This is a genomic window from Rhodomicrobium sp. Az07, assembly GCF_018619475.1.
Classification (GTDB): Bacteria; Pseudomonadota; Alphaproteobacteria; order Rhizobiales; family Rhodomicrobiaceae; genus Rhodomicrobium.
The window spans coordinates 34,538-50,476 of the sequence record NZ_JAHFZG010000016.1 but is presented as its reverse complement, the minus strand read 5'-3'; the positions used below and the strand labels follow the sequence as shown (position 1 = coordinate 50,476).

The following is a 15,939-nucleotide window of genomic DNA, read 5'->3' as shown; positions in this document are numbered from 1 at the left end:
CAAGCCGTCGCGACGCCTACCGCGCGAGCCTGCGCGGTTCGTCGTCCACCGGCGCCCTTCTCAACGTCTCGCGAAACGGGCTCGCGGGATAGGTGCCGAGCACAACGACCTCTGTCGAATAGAACGCCAGTTCCTCAAGCGAAAGCTTGAGCGGGCGATCTTCCGGGTGGCCTTCGACGTCGGCATAAAACATGGTTGCGCTGAAACTGCCTTCCGGCTGATAGGACTCGAGCTTCGTCATGTTCACGCCGTTCGTGGCGAAGCCGCCGAGCGCCTTGTAGAGCGCCGCCGGCACATTGCGGACGCGGAAAATGAACGTGGTCAGCGTCGGGCCGTTGCCGGACGCGGGCATCACCGCTTCATCGGCGAGCGCAAGGAAGCGCGTCGTATTGTGCGCGGCGTCCTCGATATCGCTCTTCAGGATGCGCAGCCCGTAAATATCGGCGGCGAGCTTCGAGGCGATGGCCGCCTTTGTCGGATCGCCGTCTTCGGCAACCATGCGCGCCGACCCGGCCGTGTCGGCCTCGGGAACGGGGCGCAGGCCGAGCTTCCGGATCGCGGTGCGGCACTGGCCGAGCGCTTGTGTGTGGCTGTGAACCGTCTTCAGCGCGGACAAATCCACGCCGGGCAGCGCCATGAGCTGGTGATAGATGCGCTCGAAATGCTCGCCGACGATATGCACGCCGGAATTAGGCAGGAGGTAATGCACGTCCGCGACGCGGCCCGCGACCGAATTCTCCACCGGGATCAGCGCATAGCGAACCGCGCGATGCTTCACCGCGAGCAGCGCTTCCTCGAATGTGGCGCAGGGGAACGGTTCGAGCGACGCGTCGTAATTGATGCAGGCAATATGCGAATTCGCGCCGGGTTCGCCCTGATAGGCGATCTTCGCGGGCCTAGCCGTCGCGGCCGTGGAAATGGATGTCATCACTCTACCTGTTTCGCCGAACCGGCGCGCCAACACCTTGCACGGATTTTGCGCGCTTTTTCAAGACCGGCTTCGGTGTCCACCCCGCGAGGCGCGGTGTCAACCGGGGAAACGAAGGAGGCGACAGCTTCGAGCCGGGACGTGGTGACGCCGCATCGATCCCGCAAAGCAAATTTGAGGCATCTCCCGACCGAAATCCGTGAACGACTCTTCCCGCCGGGCGTTGTGTTCCAATGCAAGCGCATTGAGCGCGGCTTCGGGAAGCGAGGATCTCATGGCAAAGTCGAGCAAGGAAAAAACGTCGGGCGAAACCAGTGAAAAGGCCGCATCCGCAGCGGGAAAAGTGCTGGGCAAGGACGACGCAAGCAAGAAGACAAAAACCGCGGCGGGTTCAGCTCTTTCGCAGCGGCCAGCAAAGAAGAAGTAGCGAGCCCGGCAGGCGTTAGCCGCTGATGACCAAGTTAACGCCTGTAACTTCTACCGTTTCAATGTGAAAGGATTTTGGAGAGGAAGAGTTGCGCGCGCTCGGAGCGCGGACTGCCGAAAAAATCTTCCGTGGGCACGTCTTCGACGATAGCGCCCAAATCCATGAAGATAACGCGATCCGCAACTTTACGCGCAAATCCCATTTCATGCGTGACGACCATCATCGTCATGCCCTCGCGCGCAAGCTCCACCATCACGTCGAGCACTTCGCTCACCATCTCCGGGTCGAGCGCGGATGTCGGCTCGTCGAAAAGCATGGCAACCGGGTCCATGGCGAGCGCGCGGGCGATGGCAACGCGCTGCTGCTGCCCGCCCGAAAGCTGGCCGGGATATTTCGGCGCCTGATCGGAAAGACCGACGCGCTGGAGCAGTTTCCGCGCCTTCGCGTCGGCTTCGTCCTTGCCGCGCTTCAGCACCTTGCGCTGCGCGAGCGTGAGGTTCTCCATGATGGTGAGATGCGGGAAAAGCTCGAAGTTCTGGAACACCATGCCGATGCGTGAGCGAAGTTTCGGCAGATCCGTCGCGCGGTCGTTCACCTTCACGCCCTCGACGAAGATGTCGCCCTGCTGAAACGGTTCAAGCGCGTTCACGCATTTGATGAGCGTGGATTTGCCGGAGCCGGACGGCCCGCAAACAACGACCACCTCGCCCTTCTGTACCGATGTCGAGCAGGAATCGAGCACCTGAAATTCCGGCGTGTACCATTTGCTGACGCCGATCATCTCAATGACAGGCACGCCGGAGGACTGTTTCGCGGCCGAATTCGGCGTTGTCGCTGCCGTGTTCATGAGGAAAGCCCTACCGAATGATTGCCGTATGCACCTGCAAGCGTCGAACCGCCTGCGAGGCCGCGAAGGAAATGAGGAAATAGACGAGCGCCACGAAAAGATACATCTCCGTGAGGCGCCCGTCGCGCTGGCCGATCTTGCCCGCGATGCCGAGGAAGTCATTCAGCGACAGCACATAGACGAGGGAGGTATCCTGAAACAATACGATGGTCTGCGTCAGCAGAACCGGCAGCATGTTGCGGAAGGCCTGCGGCAGCACGATGCGCCGCATCACCTGCGGATAGCTCAGGCCGAGCGCATAGCCCGCCGCGACCTGACCTTTCGGCAGGGACTGGATGCCCGCGCGCATGATCTCCGAGAAGTAGGCCGCTTCGAACAGGCTGAAGGTGATCAGCGCGGTGAGGAATGGATCGATGGGGATCGGTCGCGGCGAGCCCACGATCTTCTGCGCGATGAACGGCACGAGGAAGAAGAACCAGAAGATCACGAGCAGCAGCGGCAGTGAACGCACGAAGTTCACATAGGTGCCTGCGATCTGAGGCAGCGGCCATACACCCGACAGGCGCATGAGCGCTAGGATCGTGCCCAGGATGGTGCCGAAGAGCGCCGCGAGAAGCGTCAGCTTCAGCGTGAAGACCATGCCCTCAAGGAACAGGTAGGGCAGCGCGTCGATGATGACCTGAAAGTCGAAGTTCGAGAACATCGCTACCTCACTTCGCCACGAGCATGCCGGGAACGGCGACGCCGTGCTCGATCCGCCGCATGACCATTGTCACCAGGATATTAAGCGCGAGGTAGATCAGCGTTGCCGCCGTGAAAGCCTGAAATGTCTGGAACGTGTAGCTGTCCATGTTGCGCGCGCTTTGCGTCAGCTCCGCCACGCCGATGGTCAGCGCGACGGACGAGTTCTTGATGAGATTGAGAAGCTCCGACGTCAGCGGTGGAAACACGATACGGTAAGCCATGGGCAGCAGCACGCTGGTGTAGCTCTGCCGCGTCGTGAGGCCGAGCGCCGTTGCCGCCAGCTTCTGGCCGCGCGGCATGGACGTGATCGCCGCCGAAAGCTGCACCGCCACGCGTGCGGACGTGAACAAGCCAAGCCCGAATGCCGCCGTGTAGAAATTCGAGTAGGGAACCTGCTTCAGCCACATGCCGATGTCGCGCGGCAGAAGCTCGGGCAGCACGAAGTACCAGAGGAACAACTGGACGAGCAGCGGGATATTGCGGAAGAACTCGACATAGCCGCCGCTCAGACGCCGCGCGAGCGGTGAGGGCAGCGTGCGGCAAACGCCGACGATGGACCCCATCACGAAGGCCACGACCGCCGCGATCACCGAAATTTCGAGGGTCAACTGAAGGCCGAGCAGAAGGGTGTAGGCATAAGTGCCGGTTCCCTCCGCGGACTCCTGCCAGAAGATGCTGAACCAGTCGACGACCTTGTCCACGGCTTCGCCCCCGCGCTGCTAATGAAAGCGAGGCGCCGAAGCGCCTCGCGATGCGATTAACGGTTGTACGCGTCAGGATCGGCCGCATCGAGCGGTGCTTCGAACTGTTTCGCGAGTGCGGGCGAAAGCTGGAGGTTCAGGTTGATATTCTTCGGCGGGATCGGGCTCTGGAACCACTTCGTGTAGAGCGCCTTGCCTTCTGTCTTGTAGATTTCCGCGGTTGCGGAGTCGACGACCTTCTTGAACGGCTCATCGCCCTTCTGCATCATGATGCCGTAAGGCTCCGCCTTGGAGAACGAGTCCGTGGAAACCACGTAGAGGCTCGGGTCCTTCGAGTTGGCGGCAAGGCCCGCGAGGAGGATGTCGTCCATCACGAAGGCGACGGCGCGATCGGTCTCGACCATCAGGAAGCCTTCGGCGTGATCCTTGGCGGTCAGGATCGTCAGCCCGAGATTATCCGCCTGGTTGCGTTCGTTGAGCTGCCTGATGTTCGTGGTGCCCGCCGTCGAAACGACCGTCTTGCCCTTCAGGTCGGCAATCGAGTTGATTTTGCTGGCCTTCTTCGTGACGTACTTGCTTTCGGAGAGGTAGTGCGAGTTGGTGTAGGACACCTGCTTCTGACGTTCGGCGTTGTTGGTCGCCGAACCGCAAACGAGGTCAACGGTGCCGTTGGCGATGAGCGGGATGCGCGTGGAGGATGTAACAGCAACGTAGTTCGTCTTGATGCTGTCGTCCTTCAGTTCCTTCTTCACCGCGTCGACGACTTTTTCGCAGATGTCCATCGCGAAGCCGACGGGCTTGTTTTCCGCGCCCAGATACGAGAACGGGATTGACGTTTCACGATAGCCGATGGTGATGGTCCCGGTGTCCTTGATTTTTTTCAGTGTACCGGTCAACTCTTCAGCCTGAACGAGGCCTGGCATTGCAAACAGGGCGATACCGATTACCCAGCGGGAAAGGGCCATGAATGCAAACTCCTTTTTTGGTTGGTTCGACGGATTAAGAGCGCGTTGACAGGATAGGCGGAAAAGTCACGCGCGACGCATTATAAGTTTCATCCTTTCACAGTAAATCTGCTTGTGAAACGGGCAAGTCGCACTTGTGCGCAATTTTATGCCATTTGCATATTCCGCGTCCCCGTGACGCACACCGCTGCGGCATGGCTTTCGCGTTCAGGCTGCGGTTGGCATTACCGCTCCACGAAGGCATCATGATTCCGGCGGGGGCTTCAGCGGAAGTGCGCACCAGAGCGGTTCATGTCCGTTCAAGCTGATGAGGCGCATCAGTTCGCCCATGGCGATCGTCGTCGTCATGATATTGACGAGCGGATGAGCGCTGACCGTTTTCGACGCGCGCATGCGTTCATCGAAAACCGGGCGGACGCGCCGTTCCGTATCGTTCACCAACGCGAAAGGCGACACGCTGCCGGGCAGCACCTTCAGAGCCGCGCCCATCGTCTCCGGCGAAGCGAAGGAAAAGCGCCCGTCCGCGCCGAGTTGCTTCGCGAGTGTCTTCAGATCCAGCGGCGGCGTGAGCAGGTGCATCGTGACGAGGTAAAGCTGCTTCGCCTTGTCCTCGACCACGATATTCTTGACCGGAAATTCCCAGCGCGAAACATCGCGGTTCGCGAGCCCCTGCGCCGTATGCACCTCTTCGTGCTCCACCGTCTCGGATGCGATGCCGAGCGATTCGAGCAGCCGGAAGAAGGCGCGCCAGTCGTTCATGGGATGCGCGTCAGCCGACAGCCTGAAGCGTCGCGCCCCTTGGCATCTCCACAACGCTCACCTCGAAATCGCGCGCATGATCGAGCGCCGGGATGCGGCCGCGCACGCGGTCAACTTCCGCCGGATCGATGTCGGCGACGATCACGCCCGGATCGGTGTCGCCCTCGGCGATGATTTCACCCCATGGCGAGATGATCAGGCTGTGCCCGAACGTCGTGCGCCCGTTCGCATGGCGTCCGCCCTGCGCGGCGGCGAACACGAAACAACCGTTTTCGATAGCCCGCGCGCGAAGAAGCGTATGCCAATGCTTCTCGCCCGTGACCTTGGTAAAGGCCGACGGGGCGGTAAGAAACCTCGCCCCCGCCATGGCCAGCGCCTTGAATTGCTCCGGGAAGCGGATGTCGTAGCAGGTGGCAACGCCGAGCGCGCCCCACGGAAGCTGCGCCACATAGGCCCGCGTGCCGGGAATGAAGGTGGCGGATTCGCGGTAGGATTCGCCGCTCGGCAGATCGACGTCAAACATGTGGATCTTGTCGTAGCGGAGCACGATTTCGCCGTTCGGCGTGAACAGGAACGCGCGGTTCGCCGCCTTGTCCTCGCCGACCTTCACCGCGATGGAGCCGACATGCAGCCACACGCGCAGCGTCTTTGCGAGGTGGGCAAAGTGCGCCACGCCTTCCGTTTCCGCCTCGGGAGAGATCTTTTCGATGAGGTGCGACGCGTCCACCTCCATCAGAAGCGTGTTTTCCGGCGTCTGAATGTAATGCGCGCCCTTGCGAGCCGCGTCGCGTATCAGCGCTTCCGCCTCCAGAAGATTATCTCGAACGTCTTTCCCCGCTCGCATCTGAACGAGGCCCACTCGAAACGGATCTCTTTCGGCCATGCTCTTGCCTGCTCCTTCGTTAGTCTGTCTATTTTGTTCAGCTTTGCAGCAGACGATCAAGTTCGCCTTTCGCATCTAAGGCATGAAGGTCGTCACATCCGCCAATATGTCGCGATCCGATGAAGATCTGCGGAACGGAGGTGCGTCCGCCCGCGAGTTCGGACATCGCGGCGCGCTTCGTCCGGTCCGACACGTCGATTTCGTCGAAAGCCACGCCCTTGCGGGCAAGAAGCGCCTTCGCGCGGCGGCAATAGGGGCAGGACGGCGTGGTGTAGATGGTCACTGGCTGCATGTTTTGTTTCCTGGCTCTTCAGAACCGCAAGCAGATGGTGTGGAAGGCGCTGCTGGTCCAGAGCCGGGAGCGTCAGCTAAAGCACATCGCCGCCTTCGTCAAGGAAAGCGGCCGCACCGTGCCAGACAAGCGCGACCGCAAGCACGTCCACAGCGCGCGCACCCGCCGCAAGAAGCGCCGCCGCGCAGGCGTTGGCGGTGGCTCCGGTGGTAATGACATCGTCGACGAGCAGCACGCGCTTGCCGGCCACGGCGCGGCGCCCGCCCGCGCTTACGCTGAACGCGTCGGCCACGTTTTTCCGCCGCGCGTCGTGCTGAAGGCCGACCTGCGCCTTCGTCCGCTTGGTCCGCTTCAACGCCATGACCGAGACAGGAACGCCCGACGCGCGCGCGAGCCCCTGCGCCAGCAGCGCCGACTGGTTGAAGCGGCGTTGCAGGAGCCGGAACCGGTGCAGCGGCACGGGCACGATCAAATCCGCGTCGGCCATGAGATCGCGCCCCGCCTCACGCGTCAGCCGGAGAAACAGAGGCAGTGGCTCGTGCCGGTCCTCGAACTTGAACCGCACGACGAGTTTACGGATGACGCCGCCGTAAACGCAGGCCGCCCGGGCGCGGTCGAAAACGGGCGGTTCGGCGAAAGCCTGCGCCGAGAGGTGCGGACCGCTGCCCTCATAGCCGGGAAGCGGGATGCCGAGCCTGTCGCAATACGGCGCGGTGATCGGAACGAGACCGCCCCAGCATTTCGCGCAAAGAAGGTTGTGCCGCGTGACCGGCATGCCGCATGATACGCAGACGGCGGGAAGGATGAGGTCCGCCGAATAGCGCAGGCCCTCGGCGGCGAAACGGGCAAAAGGCTGGAACATCTGCAACGCAAGGAAGAATGAATTTGTCTAAAATCGATACTAATCCGGGACGAACGCGTTGACCAGCCCCGGAATTTTCGACCGCATTCAAATTCGCCGCGCGCTGGCCCGCGCGACCGGCACGCTTCCCGCGACGGACTTTCTGATCCGGCATGCGGCGGAAGAACTTGCGGATCGCCTCGGCGGCGTTCGACGGGAGTTCTCGCGCGTGGCCGATGTCGGCGCGCATCACGGCGTCATGGCCCGCACGCTCGCCGCGCGCTTCCCCGGCCTCGCCCCCGTCTCGCTTGCGCTTGCGCTGCCCCTCGCCGAAGCCTGCCCGAAGCCCGCCGCCGTCGCCGATGCGGAGGCGCTGCCGCTGAAGGAAGGCGCGTTCGACCTCATCACCTCTGCGCTGTCGCTCCATCTCGCGAACGACTTGCCCGGCGCGCTGATCCAGATCCGCCGCGCACTTCGCCCGGATGGCCTGTTCCTCGCGGCGCTGCTCGGCGGCGACACGCTGATCGAACTGCGTCAGGCGTTCATGCTGGCGGAAAGCGAGACGGCGGGCGGCGTATCGCCGCGCGTTTTCCCAACCGCCGACCTGCGCGACATGGGCGGACTTCTCCAGCGCGCGGGCTTCGCGCTGCCGGTCGCCGACGCGGAGCAACTCACCGTGACCTATGCGGATGCGCTCGCGTTGATGCGCGACCTGAAGGCGATGGGCGCGGCGAACCCGCTCGCGGCCCGGTCCCGCCGGTTCCTGCGGCGCGACACGCTGTTTCGCGCGGCGGCGATCTACGCCGAGCGTTTCGCGGGCGAAAACGGCCGCGTGCGCGCGACGTTCGAAATCGTCTATCTGTGCGGATGGTCGCCCCACGAAAGCCAGCAGCAGCCCGCGAAGCCCGGTTCCGCCACGGCGCGCCTCGCCGATGCGCTCAAGGCGAACAACACTTAAGGTTTAGCCGAAAAGTATTCGTTGTAGGCATTGGAATGCCAAAGTCGCGGTTTTTCATCCGACCCACCAAGTAAATATGAAACTATATACTGAAGAGAGGGTCTATTTCTCTTTATCAAGGAACCGACTCTATTTGCTCCTTTGTGAGAAGCTGAAATTAGTTTATTCGGGATCGTTATCCCTTTGTCTCTCGCATATACAATTTTAAAATTCAGTGGGAGAACGTATCTTTCAATAAGAGCCTGACTTCGGTCGTTTAAATCCCTGTGCGATCCTACGTCGTGATCAGTGCATATAATGACTTTTTGATCTATCGAAATTCCTGAGCGAAGTATAGCCTCTATGGCGAACACCCATCCTATCCTCTCTGACTGATACTCTGTGTCGCAAAAATCGACAGCCATTATGCTTTGTATGCTACCTAAAAACCCCTCCGGGGCGATTGCCGATGTAGCGCAAGTCAGACAAGAAACGCTGTAATTTTGTCCCCCAACCACCAACTGGTTTGTGTCAACGCCGAATATATAGTCCGCGTCGGCCAGTGCCAAATCCGGAACAACGATAATATCATCGCTGGGAATGCCTATTTCAGATACCCGTGACAGCTTGCCATTTCTCTTTTCCCTCCATTCATTTGCGGTAGGTTTAACTAGGCGAACTGCTTCTTGCCCGCTCATAAGCTGAAACCGACCGTTAGCATCAAACTGGAAACCTGTTACGAGTGTGTCCTCCGCGACGGAGAATGTCCCACCAAGTATTCTTGGCTTGTTGTCTCTTCCTAAACAACAATTCTTGTACTTTTTTCCGCTGCCGCAGTGGCAGGGTGAATTTCTGCGTTGTCCAATCCCCACAATTCACCTTTACAATCAGACAGAAGCTTGCCTGCAAAATGATGTCCAATAACCAAAATCAAGGTGTCCCAGTTGTCTTGACGGGCGTCGCCGCGACCGACTTCGGCAGTTCGATGCCGAACCAGTTGCCCTTCGGCAGCATCCGTTCCTTGAGGAACGTGAACACCGTTGGCGGCGCCACGATCTCCTCGAACTCCTTTGCGGAGGGCGCTGCAAACACCACGCCCACGAAAGCCGCAAGCATCATCGCGGAAGCGCGCCATGAACGCATGTCGATCAGCTTCAGCGCCGTTCCGAAGGATTTCTTGAGCTGCGCGCCCTCGATATCGACGGAATAGATTTCGTCGAGCGCGAGATGGATGACGAAGCCGATCAGCACGAACAGGCCGGTGAGCCAGGCGAGCGCGGCCGGTTCGCCGAAAATACGACCAAAGATCACGGCCGTCAGCACCATGAAGAAGCCGCCCGCCAGCAGCGAATGGAAGATGCCGCGATGGCGCGTGCGGGAGTGGAAGATCCAGTGCACGCCATAGCGCACCAGCGCGTAGACGCCGAGCCAGACAATCCAGAGTTCCGCGATGGAATAATGCTTCTCCAGCGAGAACAGGGCGATGAATGCCGCAATCACGCCGAGCGCCGAGAACAGGATGCGCGAGGGGATCGCCTTTTCGAGGTCGATGTCGGGGAGGATGCCGCCGATGGTGCCAGCGAGCGTCAGCGTCAGGAGGTAGTTGTTTGGCGCGGCGTTGCCCGCCAACGCGACCGTTGCGCAAAGCCCGCTGCCGACCGCCGCCACGGCGAGATGCGTGTTGAAGTTCGCCATTTGTGCCCTCCGTTTGCTGAAGATTAACCGATTCGGCGCGCGCGGGCGTGATGCGGCGGCTTTTGTCCTCTCAGAACGGCGTGATTGGCGCGGCCTATTCAGTACGTCGAAGCCTAAACCCCCAGCTCCTCGCGGAGGATTTCGAGTTCGAGCCAGCGGTTTTCCGCCTCGGTCAACTCGGCCTGCGCCGTCGCGAGCGCGGCGGTCGCCTGATCGAACGCCTTGCGGTCCTTCGCATAGAGGTTCGGATCGGCGAGCTTCGCCTGAAGCGTGCCGATCTGCTTTTCGAGCGCCGTCATCTTCGCCGGCAGCGTTTCGAGCGCGTGCTTCTCGTTAAAGCTGAGTTTGCGCTTCGGCCTCGGCTGATCGCCGCCGGGCGCCGCCGTCTTCGGCTTTGCCTCCTGCGAGGGCTTCGTCTTTGCGGGCTCGGAGCCGAAACCGCGCCCGCCGCGCTGCGCGAGCGCATCGGAATACCCGCCCGCATATTCGATCCACTGGCCGTTGCCGTCCGGGCAGATCATCGACGTTGCCACGCGGTCGAGGAAGTCGCGGTCGTGGCTGACGAGAATGATGGTGCCGCCGTAATCGTTCAGCAGTTCTTCCAGCACATCGAGCGTTTCGAGGTCGAGGTCGTTCGTCGGTTCGTCGAGCACCAGCAGGTTCGACGGCTTCGCGAAGGCGCGCGCGAGCATCAGCCGCGCGCGCTCTCCGCCGGAAAGCACCTTCAGCGGCGAGCGCACCTGTTCCGGCAGAAACAGGAAGTCCTGCATGTAGGATGCGACGTGGCGCGCCGCGCCGTTCACGACGACAAGATCGCCATGGCCGCCCGTCAGCGCATCGGCGACGGTCATGTCGGGTTTGAGGCTGTCGCGATTTTGCTCCAGCGCGGCGATTTCGAGATTGGTGCCGAGGCGTACCGCGCCTTCGTCGGGTTCGAGCGCGCCGATGAGCATCTTGAGCAGCGTCGTCTTGCCCGCGCCGTTGGGCCCCGCGAGGCCGAGGCGCGCGCCGCGCATGACGCGGGTGGAGAATTTCTCGACCACGGGCTTGCCGCCGCCGTAGGACTTCGAAATGCCCTCTGCCTCGATGACGAGTTTGCCGGATTGCGCCCCCTCGGCCGCTTCCAGCCTCGCGGCACCGGGGGAGCGTCTTGCCGTGCGCAACTCGTCGCGGAGGCTGTGCAGCGCGCCGAGACGGCGGACGTTGCGCTTGCGCCGCGCGGTGACGCCGTAGCGCAGCCAATCGGCCTCGCGCTCGATCTTTCGCGCGAGCTTGTGACGGTCGAGTTCCTCCTGCGCCAGAAATTCGTCGCGCCAGTCCTCGAATTTGCCGAAGCCGAAGTCGAGCGTTCGCGTCGTGCCGCGATCCACCCACACGGTCGAGCGGGTCAAACTGGTGAGGAAGCGCCTGTCGTGGCTGATGATGACGAGCGCGGATTTCATCGCGGCGAGGCGCTTTTCGAGCCACTCGATCACCTGAATGTCGAGGTGGTTTGTCGGCTCGTCCAGCAGCATCACGTCCGGGTTCGCCGCGAGAATGCGGACGAGCGCCGCGCGCCGCGCTTCGCCGCCCGAGAGCGTGGCGGGGGCTTCCTCGCCGGTGAGGTCGAGTTCGCCGAGGAGCAGCCGCGCCTGATAATGGTCGTCGGCCGGACCGAGGCCGCTTTCCACGTATGACAGCACCGTGGCGTGATCGCCGAAATCGGGCTCCTGCGGCAGGTAACGCATGATCGCGCCGGGCTGCGCGAAGCGGCTGCCGCTGTCCGGCTCGATCAAGCCCGCCGCGATCTTCATCAGCGTCGACTTGCCGGAGCCGTTGCGCCCAACGATGGCGACGCGGTCGCCTTCGGACACGGCAAGGCTCGCGCCCTCGAAAAGCGGCGTGCGGCCGAAGGTCAGCTCGATATTCTGAAGCGTGAGAAGCGGTGCGGCCATGTGCGGGGCGTCGTCTTCCGGCTGGTTAAGGATGCCCGGAGATTTGGACAGGAACGCCGCGCGATGCAATCTTTTCCGGCGGCGGGCTGTTCAGAGCTTTGTATTTCGACGGGATCGCTGCCGCGCCGCCGTCATTTGCGCGACGGGCGTCGAAAGAATCGTCCGGGTTGAAACGAAAAGGCCGGACCAACGGCCCGGCCTTCGATTCTGACAAGGGCGAAGCTTAAAGCCCCACTTCCTTCAGGCCCTCCGGCTCGCCGACAACCGTCACGATGAGGTTCTTCGGTTCGAGCAAACGCTTCGCCACGCGCTTCACGTCGTCGACGGTCACGGCTTCGATCTCGCCATTGCGGCGGTCGATGTAGTCGGCGCCGAGGTCGTCGAGTTGAATCGCGAGAAGTTGCGCCGCGATCTTGGCGCTGGTGTCGAAGCGCAGCGCGTAGGAGCCGACGAGATAGTCCTTCGCCTGCCGAAGCTCAGTCTCGGTCAGGCCCTCCTTCGAAACGCGCTCAAGCTCCGCGCGGATCAGGTCGAGAGACTGCGCCACGCTCTTGTTTTGGGTCGCGACGCCGCCCGCGAAGATACCCGCATGGTCGAGCGGATAGAGATAGGTGTAGACGCCGTAAGCGAGGCCGCGCTTCTCGCGCACCTCCTGCATGAGCTTCGACGAGAAGCCGCCGCCGCCGACGACGTAATTGAGGATGAACGCGGGGATGAAGTCCGGATCCTTGCGCTTCAGGCCCTGGAAGCCGAATTGCACCACAGACTGGGGATTGGGCATCGTCACAACCCGCTGCCTGGCAACATTCGCGAGCGTTACGTCCGGCACCGGCTTCAGGTCCGCCTTTTCGGGCAGGTCGCCGAACACGCTGTCAAGCAGATCGCCGAGTTGCTTGGCGTCGATATCGCCGACCGCGGCGACTTTCAGATTATTGCGCGCGAAAATACGCTGGCGATACGCTTTCAGGTCGTCGGTCGTGATGGCCTGAAGGCTCTCCACGGTGCCGTTGGACGAACGGCCATAGGGATGGCTGCCGAACGCGAGCTTGTACCACTCGATGGAACTGATCTTGTCGGGGTCTTTTTCCTCCAGCCGCCGGTTGGCGAGAAGCTGCTCGCGAATGCGGTCAGCATCGTCCGCGTCGAAATGCGGATCGGTCACAGCCCCGCGCAGGAGCTGGACCGCCTCCTCGCGGTTTTGCGTCAGCGTCTGGAACGAGCCGGAAAAGTTGTCGTAATTCGCGCTGAACGACATCTTGGCGGCCAGCTCTTCGAGGCGTCTCTGAAAGCTCTCGGAATCCAGCTTGCCGGATCCCTCATCGAGCATGCCGGAAACGAAGGTTGCCACGCCGGATTTGCTGTCCGGATCCTGCGTCGACCCGCCCTTGAAGGCAAACTGGAGGCTGAGTATGGGGCGGCTGTGATCTTCCACGAGCCAGGCCTCGATACCCTTCTTGCTGACGACTTTTTGAATCTGCATGGCGCTCGCTGGCGGGACGGCTCCAAAAAGGAGCGAAATAAACAGGGCCGATGCGGCAAGCGACATCACCAGTCGACCGCCGGAAATCATGGATCTCATGTGGGTCTTCCGCTCCTCAATGCAACGTGCTGCCGCCAGCGGAAGCCGGACGGGGATCGACCTTCGCAACCTGTGAAGGTTCGGGGATGAGATAACCTGTCACGGAGCGCTTCCGCTTCAGGTATTTCGACGCGACGGCCTGAACGTCCTCGCGCTTGACCGCTTTCAGCCGCTCGGAGCGGGCCTCGACGTCGTCGACAGTTCGGCCCGTGGCGAGGCTCCAGCCATAGGTGTGCGCAAGGCTCTGCTGGCTGTCTGAAGAATAGATGAGGTTCGAGATTTCCCTCGTCTTGGCGCGTTCAAGCTCCTCCGCCGTGACGCCGTTGCGAACGACGTCATCGATCACGTCATCGATCGACGCCTCGATGTCTTCAAGCTTGTTGTCGCCGGCGGCCACCGCATAGAAGCCGAAGCGGCCATTATCGAGGGCAAGCCCGCTGTACCAGGCGCTTGCCGCGGATGCCTTTTTTTCCTCCCGTACGAGCTTGCCGTAGAGTCGGCTCGTGTGGCTCGCGCCGATAATGCGCGCGAGCAACTGCAACGCCTCGGCTTCTCGTCCGGTGGCGGTGTTGAAGCTCGGCGCGGTGTAATAGCGCTCGAACTTGGCCTTGCCGACGCGGCCGTCGCGCAGAAGAACGCGCTTCTCGGCAACAGGCTCAGGCTCGGCCGGGCGCTGGCGCGAAGCGCCGACAGCCGGGTTCGCCGGGATCTTGCCATAGGTTTCCTTCGCGAGCCTGACAACTTCTTCCGGCTCCACATCGCCCGTAACCACGAGGATCGCGTTATTCGGCGCATACCACTTCTTGTAGTGGGCGAGCGCGTCTTCGCGGGTGAGGCCCTCCATCTCGGTTTCCCAGCCGATAATGGGCGTGTGGTAGGGATGCGCCGTGTAGAGCGCAGCCACCATCTGCTCCTGAAGGAGCGAAGACGGATCGTTGTCGACGCGGCTGCGACGCTCTTCGAGGATGACCTTGCGCTCGGTAAGCACATCGTTCTCGGCGAGCTTGAGGTTCGCCATGCGGTCGGCTTCCATCTCCATCACCTTCGGAAGCTTTTCCTTGGCGACGCGCTGGAAGTAGGCCGTGATGTCCTGCGCGGTGAAGGCGTTGTCCTGTCCGCCAAGGCGCGCCACGATCTTCGAATATTCGCCCGCCGGGATCTTGTCCGTGCCCTTGAACATGAGATGTTCCAGGAAGTGCGCGATGCCGGACTTGCCGAGCGGTTCGTCCGCCGCGCCGACCTTGTACCACACCATATGCGTGACCACCGGCGCGCGGCGATCCGGGACGACCACGATTTCGAGGCCGTTATCGAGCGTGCCGTGATAGGCGAGGCGGGCGGGAGTCGACGTTTTCGCGGCGGCGACGGCATCGAGGGGAGACAGCGCTAAAGCCATGAGCAGGGCACCAAGGAGTTTGATTTTGGTCAGTGTGCCCGATCTAGATGGAGATGAACAGGGGCGGGTTCCATATGATGAAGCTTGATGCATCGGCAATCCGGCGTCCTTCTGCAAAGAGTCGCTGAAGATATAGCTCTTTCCGCGCAAGGCGCCAGTAGTGGTGCGGCGATTTCATGACGTTACGAGATAAAAGCGGCGGTGCGCTTCGGAAATGGGGCGTCCGGCGGTATATTACATTTTTGTCATGTGTCCATGGCGTGTAGAGCGAGAGCCCTACACATTGCCGCGCCCCACAAGGATTAGCGGGCGGCGCGCCTAATACATTCCCGCCCATAGCTTTCGGCCGCTATCGCCGCCGCGGAGGGTCATCGCCATAGCAGTCGGGGCTTTCTCGTGCATCTCTCCGAACTCGGTGTGCAGGAGGTTTTCGTTTTGCAACTCATGCGCCGAATGCGAATGCATGCATTGACCCGCCCCTCGATGCATTGAGAGTAACGAACCGTTTTCGGAAGGCAAAAGCCCACATGAACAAGCTGATCTTCAGCCGCTTCTGCGTGAGAGTCCACAAGAAGGAGCGAAGCCAGGGATATGACCGCAATTTTGAACATGGAGTCCGTCCTCTGAAGTACCAGTGTTCCTATTATTGAAATTCTCAGGTAACGTTCATTATTCTATTTTTAATCTGGAGTTCCATCGGGTAACCTTCAGTTAATCCGCGCTCGCCTAGCCTGCCTGAAACGTTCCAACAACGATGAGGCAATGTCATGAAAACGTTAGCGCTTGCGGTCGCTGCTGTGTTCCTTCTCGCCACAGCGGCTTCGTTCAACGCGGAAGCGGCAAGCCGCAATCAGGGCCAACTCAGTCAATCAGACAAGCGCGACATGCAGTCTGGCAAGAGCTACGCGGGCAAGGAGAAGAACAAGACCGGCCAATACGGCAAGTCCGGCGACCGTCGCGCCAAGGCCCGCACCAGCGAACAGCGCAGCGGCCAGTATGGCGGGCGCTGAT

General features: G+C 61.5%; 17 protein-coding genes and 1 pseudogene. 3 read left to right on the top strand and 15 right to left on the bottom strand.

Going from position 1 to position 15,939, the window contains the following annotated elements; genetic code table 11:
• Positions 1–16: 16 nt before the first annotated feature.
• A complete protein-coding gene (locus KKP04_RS12245) occupies positions 17–928 on the bottom strand; it encodes a prephenate dehydratase (RefSeq protein WP_215031646.1) in 912 nt (303 codons plus the stop codon).
• Positions 929–1,202: 274 nt separating this feature from the next.
• Between KKP04_RS12245 and KKP04_RS12240 the strand changes: the two genes are divergently transcribed.
• Positions 1,203–1,355: a hypothetical protein gene (locus tag KKP04_RS12240; RefSeq protein WP_215031644.1), complete on the top strand. Its 153-nt coding sequence runs from the start codon at positions 1,203–1,205 to the stop codon at positions 1,353–1,355.
• A 58-nt stretch (positions 1,356–1,413) separates the two neighbouring features.
• Here the strand turns inward: KKP04_RS12240 and KKP04_RS12235 are convergent, their stop codons facing one another.
• From KKP04_RS12235 to KKP04_RS12200, 8 genes are all read right to left on the bottom strand, one after another.
• Positions 1,414–2,202, bottom strand: a complete 789-nt coding sequence (locus tag KKP04_RS12235) for an amino acid ABC transporter ATP-binding protein (protein ID WP_215031641.1) — start codon at positions 2,200–2,202, stop codon at positions 1,414–1,416.
• A gap of 10 nt (positions 2,203–2,212) precedes the next feature.
• Positions 2,213–2,905 (bottom strand): amino acid ABC transporter permease, encoded by a 693-nt coding sequence (locus KKP04_RS12230; RefSeq protein ID WP_215031638.1) that lies wholly within the window; start codon positions 2,903–2,905, stop codon positions 2,213–2,215.
• Between the two features lie 7 nt (positions 2,906–2,912).
• Positions 2,913–3,647, bottom strand: coding sequence for an amino acid ABC transporter permease (locus tag KKP04_RS12225; RefSeq protein WP_215031636.1), 735 nt, complete (start codon positions 3,645–3,647; stop codon positions 2,913–2,915).
• 56 nt (positions 3,648–3,703) lie between these two features.
• Complete coding sequence (locus KKP04_RS12220) at positions 3,704–4,612, bottom strand: amino acid ABC transporter substrate-binding protein (protein WP_215031634.1); 909 nt, start codon at positions 4,610–4,612, stop codon at positions 3,704–3,706.
• A 243-nt stretch (positions 4,613–4,855) separates the two neighbouring features.
• Positions 4,856–5,371, bottom strand: coding sequence for a prolyl-tRNA synthetase associated domain-containing protein (locus KKP04_RS12215; RefSeq protein ID WP_215031632.1), 516 nt, complete (start codon positions 5,369–5,371; stop codon positions 4,856–4,858).
• 10 nt (positions 5,372–5,381) lie between these two features.
• On the bottom strand, positions 5,382–6,254 hold the full coding sequence (locus KKP04_RS12210; RefSeq protein WP_215031630.1) for a carbon-nitrogen hydrolase family protein: 873 nt from the start codon (positions 6,252–6,254) through the stop codon (positions 5,382–5,384).
• Between the two features lie 37 nt (positions 6,255–6,291).
• Positions 6,292–6,546: a glutaredoxin 3 gene (gene grxC / locus KKP04_RS12205; RefSeq protein ID WP_215031628.1), complete on the bottom strand. Its 255-nt coding sequence runs from the start codon at positions 6,544–6,546 to the stop codon at positions 6,292–6,294.
• 76 nt (positions 6,547–6,622) lie between these two features.
• Positions 6,623–7,408: a ComF family protein gene (locus tag KKP04_RS12200; protein ID WP_215031626.1), complete on the bottom strand. Its 786-nt coding sequence runs from the start codon at positions 7,406–7,408 to the stop codon at positions 6,623–6,625.
• 58 nt (positions 7,409–7,466) lie between these two features.
• Here KKP04_RS12200 and KKP04_RS12195 point away from each other — a divergent pair, with 58 nt between their 5' ends.
• Complete coding sequence (locus KKP04_RS12195) at positions 7,467–8,345, top strand: methyltransferase domain-containing protein (RefSeq protein ID WP_215031623.1); 879 nt, start codon at positions 7,467–7,469, stop codon at positions 8,343–8,345.
• Here KKP04_RS12195 and KKP04_RS12190 read toward each other — a convergent pair.
• The 6 genes and pseudogenes from KKP04_RS12190 to KKP04_RS12170 form a co-directional block, all read right to left on the bottom strand.
• The gene (locus tag KKP04_RS12190; protein ID WP_251134084.1) at positions 8,342–9,022 is read right to left on the bottom strand and encodes a hypothetical protein; all 681 of its coding nucleotides are present in this window, start codon (positions 9,020–9,022) and stop codon (positions 8,342–8,344) included. The genes KKP04_RS12195 and KKP04_RS12190 overlap by 4 nt on opposite strands.
• Positions 9,023–9,124: 102 nt before the next feature.
• Positions 9,125–9,196: pseudogene (locus KKP04_RS15960) on the bottom strand (SEC-C metal-binding domain-containing protein); the annotation flags it as partial.
• 58 nt (positions 9,197–9,254) lie between these two features.
• The gene (locus KKP04_RS12185; protein WP_215031617.1) at positions 9,255–10,019 is read right to left on the bottom strand and encodes a metal-dependent hydrolase; all 765 of its coding nucleotides are present in this window, start codon (positions 10,017–10,019) and stop codon (positions 9,255–9,257) included.
• A gap of 113 nt (positions 10,020–10,132) precedes the next feature.
• Entirely contained in the window at positions 10,133–11,953 is a 1,821-nt protein-coding gene (locus KKP04_RS12180) for an ABC-F family ATP-binding cassette domain-containing protein (protein WP_215031614.1), read from the bottom strand.
• A gap of 223 nt (positions 11,954–12,176) precedes the next feature.
• Positions 12,177–13,532, bottom strand: a complete 1,356-nt coding sequence (locus KKP04_RS12175) for a pitrilysin family protein (protein ID WP_215031611.1) — start codon at positions 13,530–13,532, stop codon at positions 12,177–12,179.
• A gap of 16 nt (positions 13,533–13,548) precedes the next feature.
• Positions 13,549–14,928, bottom strand: a complete 1,380-nt coding sequence (locus tag KKP04_RS12170) for a pitrilysin family protein (RefSeq protein WP_251134083.1) — start codon at positions 14,926–14,928, stop codon at positions 13,549–13,551.
• A 767-nt stretch (positions 14,929–15,695) separates the two neighbouring features.
• Here KKP04_RS12170 and KKP04_RS12165 point away from each other — a divergent pair.
• Complete coding sequence (locus KKP04_RS12165) at positions 15,696–15,938, top strand: hypothetical protein (protein WP_215031605.1); 243 nt, start codon at positions 15,696–15,698, stop codon at positions 15,936–15,938.
• Position 15,939: the final 1 nt, after the last annotated feature.